We start from the raw sequence: 13,768 nt of genomic DNA, 5'->3' as shown, positions 1-13,768 counted from the left end.
CATGAAATTAGTAATAGTAGAATCGCCTTCAAAGGCCAAAACGATAAATAAGTATTTAGGTGAGGATTTTCACGTTATTGCTTCTGTAGGGCATATTAGGGATTTACCTTCTAAAAATGGTTCAGTACTGCCTAGCCAAAATTTTGAGATGAAATATATCATTTCAGATAAGGCTAAGAAATATGTCGAGGTAATAACGAAAGAAGCAGCCAAGGCAGAAGCAGTTTATTTAGCAACCGACCCGGATCGAGAAGGCGAATCTATTTCATGGCATGTTGCTGAAATAATCAAGGAACAAAATTTAGGGACATCAAAAGGATTTTTTAAAAGGATAGCTTTTAACGAAATCACTAAAAAATCTATCTTACAAGCCCTAGAGAATCCTAGAGATATAGATATTAATTTAGTTAATGCACAGCAAGCTAGAAGAGCATTAGATTATTTAGTAGGATTCACTTTATCCCCTCTATTATGGCGGAAATTACCTGGTTGCAAGTCTGCAGGTAGAGTACAATCTGTAGCCTTGAAGTTGATCTGCGAACGGGAAGATGAGATTGAACGATTTAAAACGCAGGAATATTGGGACATTATCTTGAATGTCCTTAATAAAAATAAAGAAGTATTTTTAGCAAAGCTAACTCATGTTAACGGACAAAAATTAGAAAAATTTACTATTGCAGCTAAATCTTCGGCCCATGATTTAGTCGCAAAAATTAAAAATAAAGATTTTCATGTTGCAGTTTTAGAAAAAAAGCAACAAAAGCGGCAACCTCAGCCCCCTTTTATTACTTCTTCCTTACAACAGGAAGCTGCCAGGAAACTAGGCTTTACCGCTAAGAAAACTATGCAAATCGCCCAAAAGCTTTATGAGGGATTAGATATTGGGACAGATACTATAGGACTTATAACTTATATGAGGACAGATGGGATAACTTTAGCAAGCGAAGCGGTGGATCAAGTTCGGGCATTAATCCATAAGAATTTTGGGGATAAATATCTCCCCCAAAGCCCTAGAGTTTATAAATCTCGAGCTAAAAATGCGCAGGAAGCTCACGAAGCAATAAGACCTACAGATATTAATTTAACTCCTGAAAGCTTAAAAAGTAAACTAGATAATGATTATTATAGGCTTTATGATTTAATTTGGAAAAGGACAGTCGCCTGCCAAATGGAAAATGTAGTGATGGACTTAGTAGTAGCACAAATCGAGACTGAAAATAAAGAGTTTCTAGCGAAAGCCACTGGTTCAATTATCGCCTTTGATGGCTTTTATAAAATTTATCGAGAAGGATTAGATGATGAGCTTGACGAGGAGAACAAGCTTCTACCACCATTACAGGAAGGAGAAAAATTAACTATAGAATCTATTAATCCGAAGCAACATTTCACTGAGCCACCGCCTAGATATTCAGAATCTAGTTTGGTCAAAAAGCTTGAAGAATTAGGAATCGGCCGTCCTTCCACTTATGCCACTATCATCTCAGTATTGCAAGAAAGAAAATATGTAGTTGTCCAAAAAAAACGTTTTATTCCGGAAGAATTAGGGCGCTTAGTAACAGTATTTTTAACTGGCTTCTTTAAAAAATATGTGGAATATGATTTTACTGCAGAACTTGAAAATGATCTAGACGAAGTAGCAGGAGGAAAAATAGCATGGAAATCTTTACTAGAAAATTTTTGGGGTGATTTTAATAATAATGTAGAATCAGTCAAGGAAAAGAAAATAACCGACATAATTATCTATGTTGAAGAAGCATTGGATTATCATTTATTTGGTGAAAATAAAGCCGATAATCCTGCCCGAAATTGTTTATCTTGTTCTACCGGCAAATTAGGCTTGAAACTTGGTAAATTTGGCGCATTTTTAGCTTGCAGTAATTATCCTGAGTGTAATTTTAAAAAGCAAATTACCTCTGCTACAGCTAGAGCAGACAATGGGGATCAAATAGCGGAAGATAATAAGCTATTGGGAGTGAATAAAGACGGTTTAAGTGTTTTCCTAAAAAAAGGCCCTTATGGATTTTATGTGCAATTTGGCGAACAAGTGTCCAAGACAGAGAAACCGAAAAGAGCTCCAGTACCCGCGGGGATGCTGCACCAGGACATTACTCTAGATATGGCATTACGGCTTATGGATTTACCCATAAAGTTATGTGAATATCCTGGCAGTAATAATGAGATCATATTGGGTATTGGACGATTTGGACCTTATTTAAAATATCTTGATAGATTTATTTCCATCCCTAAACGCTACAATCCTTTTGCCCTTACCCTCGAGATGATAATGGAAATAATTGAAGCTAATAATAATAAATTAAAGCACAAACAAGAAAAAGGCATCGCTCCGGTTACCAGAAAAAAAGCTACTAGACGAAAATAGGCTTCTTGTGTCTGCCGGCTTTTTAAGTTCTGTGCAGGAAATAGCAATAGACTTCCTACGTAAGTCAAAAAAGTACTTGGGGTTTTTAGGAAAAATGAAGCCGAGCCGAGCTGCATATAGCATAGACCATTAAGATGCGTACAAGAGTATTTAGTCGACCCGTCAAAAGTGTGGAACCATAATAGGTAATAGCTTTAAAGAGAAAAAACATAGAGAAAATCCATAAGAAAATGTTAAAATAGATCAAAAATCTTATGGAAATGCTTTGTAAATCATTTTAGAAAATCTTAGCAAATTTGAAAAAAAGATATTTTCTGCTACAGAATTCCCTGTAAATTTGGGAAGACTAGTAAATAATTTAGCTAAAATCTTTAAAATTTTGGGAATTAACCCCATAAATACTACGTGTCATACTTTTGACGGGTCGACTCATTAACAACACATTGCCGGGTGCGCAATTTTAGTAATTTTGACGGGGGGACTATTTAGCTTTAAGTATGCATGGCGACTATGCTTTCCATATACTATCATGTACGTATCATAATGATATAAACTATACCTGGACGATGGTTACGGAGCGGAGGCAAGTTTTGTCAACAAAATCATACCCACACAGATCGCCACCCACTAGATCGACTTATGCAGGAAGTCTATTATATTTTGCTCAGTTTTCTTTATCTTTCTCTATAGGATCAGGTAATTTATTTTTTAATATAAATGGCATTTGTAATAATATAAAGGCTATTGTTACCGGTATTGCTCCAAATACCTTAAATTTTACCCAGGTAGATTCAGCAAAATTGCGCCAAGCCAACTCATTTAATACTGCCATAAATAAGAAAAATCCTGCGGTTCTATAGCTTAAAATATTCCAACATTTATCTTCCAACTGAATAAAATGTTTCAGCATATATTTCATAAAAGTTTTATTTCGGCGCGCGCTAGTGAAAAAGGCAATACCAAAAATTATATATAAAATAGTTGGTTTAATTTTTATATACATAGAATTACCACTAATTAACGCTATAGTAGCGGACACTAATAGTACTCCTGACGATATTAAAGTAGAGATAGGTATTTTAGATTCCACTAAGTAATAGAGAGTCACACACACAATTGAAGTAATAAGCATATACAAGGTGGCGCTTTCTATACTCCCCCCATAAAAATATCCTGTAAAAAAAGCAGCTAATGGCGCAAATTCTGATAAAAATTTAAGCATAAATTATTCTATTTCTCCTTCAACTACTTTCGTATAAGAATTTTTTTTTCCTATATACCAAGTTTTTATTTGTATTAAAATATTAATTAATCCTATAGTGGCCCCATAAAAAACGACCTGTAAACCATTAGGTCTAGCAGTATAACCAGTCACTATATTGAGAAATTTCCCATATATACTTCTATCCGAAACAAGCCATGAGCTATCCCAAAGTTGATCTGAAAGAACCATAATAATTCCTGACGAAGACAATATACCTGCTGCTTCTGCGGCAAAACCGCTAGCAATTAGCATTAGCAGAACCGAAGATATACGAAATATGTATTGTTGGTTCGTTAATTTTATTAAACCTAAATATATGGTGATGCCAAGGAGGAATCCACTAATCATCCCGATAATTAGCCCAAGTAAATAGCTATTACCATCTATTACTTCAACAGATGAAATACTATAAACTAAGATAATAATTTCCATCCCTTCTCGCAAGATTGTTGCCGCAACAATCAGCACTAACATTATGCAACTAGTCTTTCCGCTATTAATCTTCTCCGATAAATCATTAAAATGCTGTTTTATCCTAATGCCGTATCCTTGCATCCATATTATAGTCCAACTAATTAAGACTACTGTTACCAAAATAATTGCAGCATTAAACAATTCATCTCCCATACCGCTAAATGATACTGAGATAGTACTGGCAAAAAAAGCAAATAGGGCCGCTAACACTATGCCCAACATACTTCCAGCTATTATATAAATTCTTGATCTTTCTATTTGTTTAGTAACAGCAAGTATTATGCCAAGTAATAACGCAATTTCTAAACACTCTCTAAATACTACTAATGCTATTTTAAACATTATCCACTCTTAATAAACTAATTACTTGTAGCCTGAGAAACAATAATTCTCTAAGGATACCACATCTATACTTTAGTAAGAGAAATTTATCCAAGAAACGGACTATACACTACTTGGGTTATAAAAAAAGTTATAATTTTATTTTGAGGATTGGAAAAGCCTCTCCTATATAATAATATATAAGCACCCAAATCTTTAGGCTAAATAAAAAAATATTTTTTTAAGTAAAGTCATATATAATACAGCACAAATTATTAAGAGTTAAGGTTAAACATTATTACAATATTAAAATATATCTCTCCAAATTCATTTAGAAAGTTTTAAACCCATTCTTTAGCATATTTTAAATCAAAATAATAGTTTTAAAATTTTCTCTCAATAATAGAATGTTGCAAATTTAATTGACTATTAGCGCCCCTTGTGCTGTTTCTTGATTAAAATCTCCAAAAAACTCATATTTACCTGGCGCCAAAGGAGCCAGAATTATATTAATAGAGTCGTTGGGCATAATAATTTTTTCACGATGTAAATCATTACTTTCAAACTCTTCTACTGTATTATCCTGGTTATGCACCACTAAACGAATTTTTTTACCCTTAGGTACATGAATAATATCTGGATTAAATCTATGATTCTTTATCACTGTTACTACTTCTATTATCTCGCTACTCGTATTAGCTTTATTCGACTTATTATAAATTATAAAAATAATACCTAATAATAACAAAATAGATATAGCAGAAAACAGGAAAATATTTTTCATCTGCATTTTCTACCCTCTGATGGTTTAAATAATTAACTTTCCTTGAGAAATTCTACTTATAGTTACCTATTCTATAAAACTTTGTAAAATAAAACAATACATAAAACTTATTAAAGCTTAATAAATTATTTTAACGAGAGAGTTTTATGATAGTAACAAAATATAATAATACCACTAAACTCACTAGAATAGTTAATAATACATAACTTTTTTGTTTTTTATTAGATTTTATTTGGTTAGGGAAATGCATAAGGTTCTAATATATAAAATATACTACTCGTCTTTCAAAAATTGTTTTTTTATTTTATCATGGACTCACGTGCTCACGTACTGGCATGTACGCTGCGCGCGCTCGCCATTTAAAATAAAATCCAATTCTTGAAGTACGATCAGTATATTGTTATCAAATTCCCTGCCTACTGCCAGAGAAGTGCAATAAAGTACCCTGCCCCCACAAGTCAATTTTTCACAAAAACCTAATCACCGCTACTTAGGAGGGCAAAAGGTCTGCTTTTAACTTCAAGTTAGTATTATTGCTTAAAATCGCTCTATAAACTTGCAAATTCTCCAGAACACGCTGAGCATAATTTCTAGTTTCAGAATAAGGTATTAACTCAATCCAGTCAATTATTTGCCGTAAGCTTTTTAAATTTCTTGGGTCTCCAAACAAATCAATCCATTTATTAACATTACGCGGTCCAGCGTTATAGGAGATAATAGCTAAAAGATATGAGTTATCAAATTGCTGTAATACTTCTTTCAGGTAATTACTACCTAATTTAATGTTATAAGCAGGGTCTAACGTTAGCTTATTAATTTCACATTTATGGCTTATCGCTTTCGCAGTATCGCAGGCGGTCTGCTCTATAAGCTGCATTAATCCTCTAGCTTTTGCTGTACTTACTGCATATTGATTAAATGCTGATTCCTGCCTTATTATACTATATATTAAAGCAGTTTCTACTGGAGATTTTTTTACCAATGACATATGGGGGGTAGGGAAAGCGTGATTTTTTATAAAAGTATGAAATTGACACGCAGTCTTTGCAACTTCAACTCTATGATAAGTGCTACAGTTAGCGCTGATTATATCAGTGATAAGCGCTATTTCAAGAGGCTTCAATGATTTTTCAATAGCTTCTTTAGCGTATATTAACCCTAAATTAGGCTGATTATATGTAATGAGATATTTTATTGCTTTTACTACTTCATTATTATTATTTTTACCACTCTTAGGGTGTTTAGGTAAAATAATAATATTTTTTTTAAGCTCGATATTAGCTAACTGCCCATAAAAACTATAGGAATATTTAGCGGCCTGATTATAAAACTGCTTTGCTTGATTTTTATCTCCTTGAGCTTCATAGCTCCTCGCTAACCAATATTGGCCGCGTGATAAGCTTAAAGGTTTTTTTGCCATTTTCATAAATTCTTGAAAATGCCCTAAAGCAAGATCAGGTTTTTTTAAAAAGCTAAGGGCTAACCAACCACTAAACCACTCTGCTTCTCTTTTTCCTTCTTCATGTAAAGCAATAGGCAAGCTAATTATTTTATAACTATTAAGAAAATCTTTATTATCGATAAATTCTCTAGCATAATAGCTTTGCAAACGACACCATTCTACCGAACGTCTTTTATTTGGCCTGACTTTACGAAATAATTCTATATCTTGACTAGTAGGCGGCTCTTTCTTCTTGCCCTCTAAATACCTAAACAATAACCCATCAGTATAATATTCTTTTGGGACTTTATGAAACAATTTGTTACTTGCCGGCAATTTATTAATAATGGCAATCTGAGCAAGAAAATTTTGTTTATACCCTTCCTTGACATGATGCATATATTTTTTAGCATTTTCAATATTTCCTAGCCACAAATCTGCATCAATCTTATTAACGTAATCTTTTCCTACTAAAATATGTTTAAAACTATTTAAGTATTCACTTTCTTCTATATAAGAAAACGTACCATAAGCCCATCCTTCCTTAATAATTTTGGCTATTTTGTTTGTATCCCGTATTAATGCACTACTTGCTAGCGCATAAAATTTATATCCAGCGCCAGTAGCGGGCCTATGTTGTTTAAACCACTCAACAATTAACGAAGGTTTAGTATCATAATCCAAATATTTTTCTGCAATAATTTTGAGTTGATTAACTTGAGGCCAGTGCGGGTTAGATTGGATAAATTTTATTACTTCTTCAAAACTATTATTTTTATAGTTGTAATCTAAAAATTTTTGGGATAAAACAATTTTGGTTAAGACAGTATCCCCTTGAGCTGCTGCTAAACTTTCACAATCTTGCCACTCTTTCTTATCAAGGCAGAGAAATACCTCTTTGATAGCCTCAGATGCTAGTGTTTCTGATGCTAATAATTTAAAACTAATGAAAATTATTGACAGTATCTTGGAAATTCTCATAATCTGTGGCTCAAGTTTAAAACTATATTGGTTATTATTTATGAATAGAGCATTTATCTTTCCAGGTCAAGGGTCTCAGGTAGTTGGGATGGGAGAAGAATTTTATGATAATTTCCAAGTAGCAAGAGAGACATTTGAAACTTTAGAATATATCCTTGGAAAAAAGCTAAATCATATTATTTTCAATGGACCAATCAGTGATTTAACGTTAACTACTAACGCTCAACCTGCACTTATGGCAGTATCTATAGCAATATTAAATGTTATAAAACAACAAACCAATAAGAAGATTAACGAGCTTTGCTCATATGTAGCAGGCCATTCTTTAGGAGAATATACTGCCCTTTGTGCGGCAGACACTATAGACTTACCAACCACAATCAGATTACTAGAAATACGTAGTAAATCTATGCAAGAAGCTTATAATGGCGCAGGAGCAATGGCAGCTTGTATAGGTATTGCTTTGCCTACTCTTGAAGAAATAATAGAAAAGGTAAGCCATATCGGGGTATGCCAAATAGCCAATGATAATATCGAGGGACAGATAGTAATTAGTGGAGAAGCTAGAGCAGTCGAGCAGGCCCTTATTAAATTAAAAGAGCTAGGATATAAAGCAATCAAATTAAATGTTAGCAGCCCTTTTCATTGCAGTTTAATGAAATCCGCAGAGGAGAAAATGGCCCAAGCTTTAAAGGAGGTATCTATTAATATTCCTGCTGTACCTATTATCCAAAATTTTACTGCTCAAATTGCTACTAACCCTCTCGAAATAAAGCAAAATCTAGTCCAACAAATTTGTGGTAGAGTTAGATGGAGAGAGACGATAGAAAAATTAGTAAATCATCAAATAGAAGAAATAGTTGAAATTGGCGCAAGTAAAGTGCTAACAAGTATGCTAAAAAAAACTACGCATAAGTTTAAATTGACTAATATTTCTAATATTACAGAATTAGAAGATTTTTTAAAAATATTCTAGCTTATATTTGTGCTATATTTAATGGCTTTCAAGAATTGAATTTTATTAGACTTCCTGCATAAGTTGAAGATAAAATGAAAAAGCAGCTTTTGCAAGACTGAAGAGTATATCATTAGTTTTAAAAGTAGACTAATATACTTTTGTAAAGATAAAAATGTGTAATAATTAATAATATTTTCATTGAATAAAATATGATTCTCGTATTTACTATGGAGAGCAGTTTAGAGTGAAAACTTACAAGACGCTCTCCCTGCATCCCTAATAAGTCAAGCAATCTAGGACTGTAATGTTGTCCTAAATTAGCATAATCAAGAACCAAATAATTTATAAATTGAGTTAATATCGCAATGTCCACCTACGCAAAAGCTACGTTTCATATAAAAGTTGATACAAAACGTGATGCATTACTTACTAATTTTGGTAAAGCTGTTCTAAAAGATAGATATTTATTAGAAGGGGAAGATTTCCAAGATTTATTTGCTCGGGTTGCCAGCTACTATGCAGATGATGAAGCGCATGCAGAGTTATTATATAATTATATCAGTAAAGTGTGGTTTATGCCTGCAACTCCAATTCTTAGTAATGGAGGTACCAATAGAGGGCTGCCTATTTCTTGTTTTTTAAATGAAACAGATGATAGTTTAGAAAGCATCGTAGATCTATGGACTGAAAATGTTTGGCTAGCATCTCGAGGTGGAGGCATAGGCAGCTACTGGGGAAATGTCCGCTCAATTAATGAAAAAATACATGGTAAAGGTAATTCTTCTGGGATTGTACCGTTTATTAAAGTAGTAGATTCTATGACGCTTGCTATTTCTCAAGGGTCAATCAGGCGTGGAAGCGCCGCAATATATTTGCCAATTAATCATCCCGAAATTGAAGAATTTATAGATTTAAGGCGCCATACTGGCGGTGATACTAATCGTAAGGCATTAAATATCCATCATGGTATAGCCTTAACTGATGCATTTATGCGAGCCGTTGAAGAGGGAGAAGATTTTTCCTTAATCAGCCCTGCTACTGGCGAAGTTATTAGCACTGTTAAAGCCAGAGATTTGTGGGTTAAATTATTAACAACGCGCATAGAGACAGGAGAACCTTATATTATATTCATTGACACTATCAATAAGTATATACCTTTACATCACCAACAGCTTGGCTTACAAGTAAAAACCTCTAATTTATGTAGTGAAATTACGTTACCTACTGGTAAAGATCATTTAGGTGTTAACAGAACTGCTGTTTGTTGCTTATCCTCTGTCAATCTAGAACATTTTGAAGAATGGAAAAATGATCAACAATTTATTCCAGCGATAATGCGTTTCTTAGACAATGTATTGGAAGATTTTATTACTAAAGCCCCCTCTTCTATGGCACGCGCTAAATACTCAGCGATGCGCGAGAGAAGTATTGGGCTTGGAGTTATGGGTTTCCATTCATTTTTACAATCAAAGGATGTCCCTATAGAATCGGTAATGGCAAAAGTTTGGAATAAACAAATATTTGCACATATTCAGCAAGAAGCGGACCGCGCTTCAGAAATTCTAGCCAAGGAGCGTGGCCCCTGCCCTGACGCCGCCGAAGTAGGAAGTCAAGAACGCTTTAGTAATAAGACAGCTATTGCTCCTACCGCTTCCATATCCATTATTGCTGGTAATAGCTCTCCTGGAATTGAGCCATATGCCGCTAATAGTTTTGTGCACAAAACCCTTACCGGCTCTTTTAATGTACGCAATAAATATTTAGAAAAAATCTTAAACAGTAAGGGGTTTAATAATGAACAAGTGTGGTCATCTATTGCCACTCATGAAGGGTCTGTTCAACATTTAACATTTTTATCTGCCCATGAAAAAGAAGTATTTAAAACAGCTTATGAAATTGATCAAAATTGGCTTATTGATTTGGCAGCCGACAGAACTCCTTATATTTCACAAGCACAGTCCTTAAATATTTTCTTAGCTGGCAATGTAAGTAAAATTTATTTACACCATATCCACTTTACAGCATGGAAGAAAGGAATAAAAAGCCTCTATTACTGTAGGTCAACCTCAATTCAAAGAGCAGATAAAGTATCACATAATATAATAAAAGTAGATTTTGCTGATATTGAAATGGCTAACAAGCAAAATAACGAAGTATCGAATTCAACTAATTATGATGAATGTTTAGCTTGTCAATAGCCCTCTTTTATAGCTCGAGACGAATTATGTAAAAAATCTAGGTTCTGTGAAGGTTTCTATGTAATGAGTAGATTTATAGGCATTTTTACTCACAGAACCGCATCGTACTAAATATATGTGAGGATTCGAGAACGAAAATAACGAAGAAATCGACCATTAGATCGAAACTTTCATAGAACCTAATAAAAAATTAAAAGGAAATATTATGTCTTTACTTGACGCCAGTCCAATTTATAAACCCTTTTCTTATGTATGGGCATATGAAGCATGGCATACTCAACAAAAAATTCACTGGCTACCTGAAGAAGTACCATTAGCTGATGATATCAAAGATTGGAAATATAATCTCACCCCGGGGGAAAAGCATTTACTAACCCAAATATTTCGATTTTTCACGCAGGCTGATATCGAAGTAAATAACTGCTACATGAAACATTATTCGCGAGTATTTAAGCCCACAGAAGTGTTAATGATGCTCTCAGCTTTCTCAAATATGGAGACAATTCATATTGCTGCTTATTCTCATTTACTTGATACTGTAGGGATGCCAGAAATTGAGTATCAAGCATTCCTTAAATATAAAGAAATGAAAGACAAATATGACTATATGCAACGTTTTGGAGTGGAAACTAAGAAAGATATCGCGATAACTTTAGCGGTATTTGGAGCATTTACTGAAGGCTTACAATTATTTGCTTCTTTTGCTATTTTACTTAATTTCCCTCGTTTCAACAAAATGAAAGGAATGGGGCAGATAATTACTTGGTCAGTACGCGATGAGACGCTGCATACCGACTCTATCATAACTTTATTTAAGACCTTTATTAGAGAAAATCCTGAAATTTGGACTGAAGAATTACGAAGCCACCTTTATGAAGCGTGTGCGACTATAGTGCATTTTGAAGACGCTTTTATAGAGCTAGCATTCGAAGTAGGAGATATTCAAGGTTTGACCGCTAGAGAGGTAAGGCAATATATACGTTATATAGCAGATCGTCGGTTAATGCAGCTAGGGTTAAAAGAAATATACTTAGTAGATCATAATCCACTACCCTGGCTTGATACAATGTTAAACGGCGTAGAACATACTAATTTCTTTGAGAACAGGGTGACTGAATACACTAAAGCAGCAACTACCGGAACTTGGGATGAAATATTTATTAAGATGGATTCTCTTAAAAAAAAGCATAATGCCTCTTTATAATTTGAGATGTTTAATAAAGTATCCTCTATTCCGAGCATCTATTTCCTGAAAATAAAACGATGGCTCAAGCACGGCAAAAGAGTATATTAAGCTTTTAGGCAATTTTTTATATAAAATAATGTTACCATTGAAAAGTATTTTTTCTAAGCTGCAAGAAATTATTTGGCCAATAGAAAAAGAGGAATTGAAGCTTTTTGTACCTATGGCATTAATGATGTTATGCATTCTCTTTAATTTTGGAGCATTAAGATCCGTTAAAGATGGGCTGGTCATTCCTTCAATTGGAGCAGAAGTAATCAGTTTTTTAAAGCTGTGGTTGGTTTTGCCATCTTCTATTATATTTACTATAATATATGTAAGGCTTAGTAACCAGATAAGCTTCGAATATATTTTTTATATAATTATTTCCAGTTTTTTGCTTTTTTTCCTAATATTTGCTTATATAATTTACCCTAATCAAGAATATTATCATCCAACAAATGAACAAGTAGAACATTTAATATATTTATACCCCAATTTTAGATGGTTTATCAAAATCATTGGTAAGTGGAGTTACGCTATTATGTATATTTGTTCAGAACTATGGAGCGCTGTGGTTATTAACTTAATGTTTTGGCAATTTGCCAATAACATTTTTGATACCAATAAAGCCAAGCGCTTTTATCCAATTTTAGGAATGGTAGGTAATATTGGCTTGGTTTTAGCCGGTAATTTATTAGTAATTTTTTCTGATATAGCTGGGGTAATGGATCCTGAACTTTTAATGATTCACCCTCCACAATATCAATCTGAAATGATGCTAAAGCCTATTATTGCTATAATAGTGCTGGCTGGCGTGGCTTCAATGCTTTTATTTAGGTTAATCAATTATATCATTTTAAATGACGAAGTGTTAAAACATGATTTTCAAACCGTCAAAATACAAGCAAGGACTTCTTTGTCTCTTATAGCAAGTGTTAAAATGGTGATGAAATCAAAATATATGGGGCATATCGCTTTATTAATAGTGTGTTATGGATTATTAATTAATATCGTAGAAGGGCCGTGGAAGGCTAAGGTAAGTGAGCTTAATCCTAACACTTTAGATTATATCAATTTTATGGGCAGATTTAATATCTGGATGGGAATAACTTGCGTTACTTTTATGATAGTTGGCAGCAATGTTATTAGGAAATTTACCTGGCTAGTAGCAGCATTACTGACTCCCTTAATGTTTTCTATTACTGGCTTATCTTTCTTTATTTTTGTTATTTTTTCGGAAGATATAGATTTCGGTATTCAAGACTTTAACCCTATTTACGCTGCTGTGATCATTGGGGGAATACAAAATGTTTTAAGCAAATCCACCAAATATTCATTGTTTGATTCCACTAAAGAAATGGCATATATTCCATTACCACTGGAGCTCCGTACCAAAGGCAAAGCGGCAGTTGAAGTTATTGGTACTAAATTTGGTAAATCTTTAGGTGCGTTTATCCAATCATTTATTTTTATAATAATGCCAACCGCAACATTTGATTCAATAGTCTCTTATTTATTAATAATTTTTATTATTATAGTTTGCCTATGGTTATGGAATATAATGCACTTAAACAGGGAATATATAAAATTATGCAACTAACCTGAAGTAGGTATACTCGTGCACTGAAAGAACTGATGATGTGTGAGTAGGACCCCTAAAGTCCTACGCTGCTCACGTACTTTATTAGGGCCCTGTGCTCGACTTTGCCATGTGCTAGCTCTGCTTGAAGTTCAGCGAATAT

9 protein-coding genes are annotated in these 13,768 nt (G+C 33.6%); 5 read left to right on the top strand and 4 right to left on the bottom strand.

All coding sequences use genetic code 11. The annotated features are described in order from the left end of the window. Window position 1: 1 nt before the first annotated feature. A complete protein-coding gene (topA, locus tag AAGD44_RS07375) occupies window positions 2–2,380 on the top strand; it encodes a type I DNA topoisomerase (RefSeq protein ID WP_341764020.1) in 2,379 nt (792 codons plus the stop codon). Window positions 2,381–3,044: 664 nt separating this feature from the next. On the opposite strand, the gene AAGD44_RS07370 is transcribed toward topA, so the two are convergent. From AAGD44_RS07370 to AAGD44_RS07355, 4 genes are all read right to left on the bottom strand, one after another. Beyond that, window positions 3,045–3,602 carry a septation protein A gene (locus AAGD44_RS07370; protein WP_341764019.1) on the bottom strand — a complete coding sequence of 186 codons (558 nt, stop codon included), beginning with the start codon at window positions 3,600–3,602 and terminating at the stop codon, window positions 3,045–3,047. 3 nt (window positions 3,603–3,605) lie between these two features. Beyond that, window positions 3,606–4,460 carry an FTR1 family protein gene (locus tag AAGD44_RS07365; protein ID WP_341764018.1) on the bottom strand — a complete coding sequence of 285 codons (855 nt, stop codon included), beginning with the start codon at window positions 4,458–4,460 and terminating at the stop codon, window positions 3,606–3,608. A 397-nt stretch (window positions 4,461–4,857) separates the two neighbouring features. Then, window positions 4,858–5,229: a cupredoxin domain-containing protein gene (locus tag AAGD44_RS07360; protein WP_341764017.1), complete on the bottom strand. Its 372-nt coding sequence runs from the start codon at window positions 5,227–5,229 to the stop codon at window positions 4,858–4,860. A 484-nt stretch (window positions 5,230–5,713) separates the two neighbouring features. Next, window positions 5,714–7,648 carry a transglycosylase SLT domain-containing protein gene (locus tag AAGD44_RS07355; RefSeq protein ID WP_341764710.1) on the bottom strand — a complete coding sequence of 645 codons (1,935 nt, stop codon included), beginning with the start codon at window positions 7,646–7,648 and terminating at the stop codon, window positions 5,714–5,716. Window positions 7,649–7,685: 37 nt separating this feature from the next. Here AAGD44_RS07355 and fabD point away from each other — a divergent pair, with 37 nt between their 5' ends. The 4 genes from fabD (at window position 7,686) to AAGD44_RS07335 (ending at window position 13,626) form a co-directional block, all read left to right on the top strand. Continuing rightward, window positions 7,686–8,621 (top strand): ACP S-malonyltransferase, encoded by a 936-nt coding sequence (fabD, locus tag AAGD44_RS07350; protein WP_341764016.1) that lies wholly within the window; start codon window positions 7,686–7,688, stop codon window positions 8,619–8,621. 347 nt (window positions 8,622–8,968) lie between these two features. After that, window positions 8,969–10,801, top strand: coding sequence for a ribonucleoside-diphosphate reductase subunit alpha (locus AAGD44_RS07345; RefSeq protein ID WP_341764015.1), 1,833 nt, complete (start codon window positions 8,969–8,971; stop codon window positions 10,799–10,801). Window positions 10,802–11,006: 205 nt separating this feature from the next. Then, window positions 11,007–12,005, top strand: a complete 999-nt coding sequence (locus AAGD44_RS07340; protein ID WP_341764014.1) for a ribonucleotide-diphosphate reductase subunit beta — start codon at window positions 11,007–11,009, stop codon at window positions 12,003–12,005. A gap of 118 nt (window positions 12,006–12,123) precedes the next feature. Next, entirely contained in the window at window positions 12,124–13,626 is a 1,503-nt protein-coding gene (locus AAGD44_RS07335) for an Npt1/Npt2 family nucleotide transporter (RefSeq protein ID WP_341764013.1), read from the top strand. The last annotated feature ends 142 nt before the right edge of the window (window positions 13,627–13,768 follow it).

Source organism: Candidatus Tisiphia endosymbiont of Beris chalybata (assembly GCF_964026555.1).
Taxonomy (GTDB): domain Bacteria; phylum Pseudomonadota; class Alphaproteobacteria; order Rickettsiales; family Rickettsiaceae; genus Tisiphia.
The sequence above is the reverse complement of the archived record's forward strand: the minus strand, read 5'-3'. Positions and strand labels throughout refer to the sequence as shown.

Coding starts and splice junctions, on each gene's coding strand:
- AAGD44_RS07345 (WP_341764015.1), top strand. CDS start 8,969: ATGTCCACCTACGCAAAAGCTACGTTTCATATAAAAGTTGATACAAAA.
- AAGD44_RS07340 (WP_341764014.1), top strand. CDS start 11,007: ATGTCTTTACTTGACGCCAGTCCAATTTATAAACCCTTTTCTTATGTA.
- AAGD44_RS07365 (WP_341764018.1), bottom strand. CDS start 4,460: ATGTTTAAAATAGCATTAGTAGTATTTAGAGAGTGTTTAGAAATTGCG.
- AAGD44_RS07335 (WP_341764013.1), top strand. CDS start 12,124: ATGTTACCATTGAAAAGTATTTTTTCTAAGCTGCAAGAAATTATTTGG.
- topA (WP_341764020.1), top strand. CDS start 2: ATGAAATTAGTAATAGTAGAATCGCCTTCAAAGGCCAAAACGATAAAT.
- AAGD44_RS07370 (WP_341764019.1), bottom strand. CDS start 3,602: ATGCTTAAATTTTTATCAGAATTTGCGCCATTAGCTGCTTTTTTTACA.
- fabD (WP_341764016.1), top strand. CDS start 7,686: ATGAATAGAGCATTTATCTTTCCAGGTCAAGGGTCTCAGGTAGTTGGG.
- AAGD44_RS07360 (WP_341764017.1), bottom strand. CDS start 5,229: ATGCAGATGAAAAATATTTTCCTGTTTTCTGCTATATCTATTTTGTTA.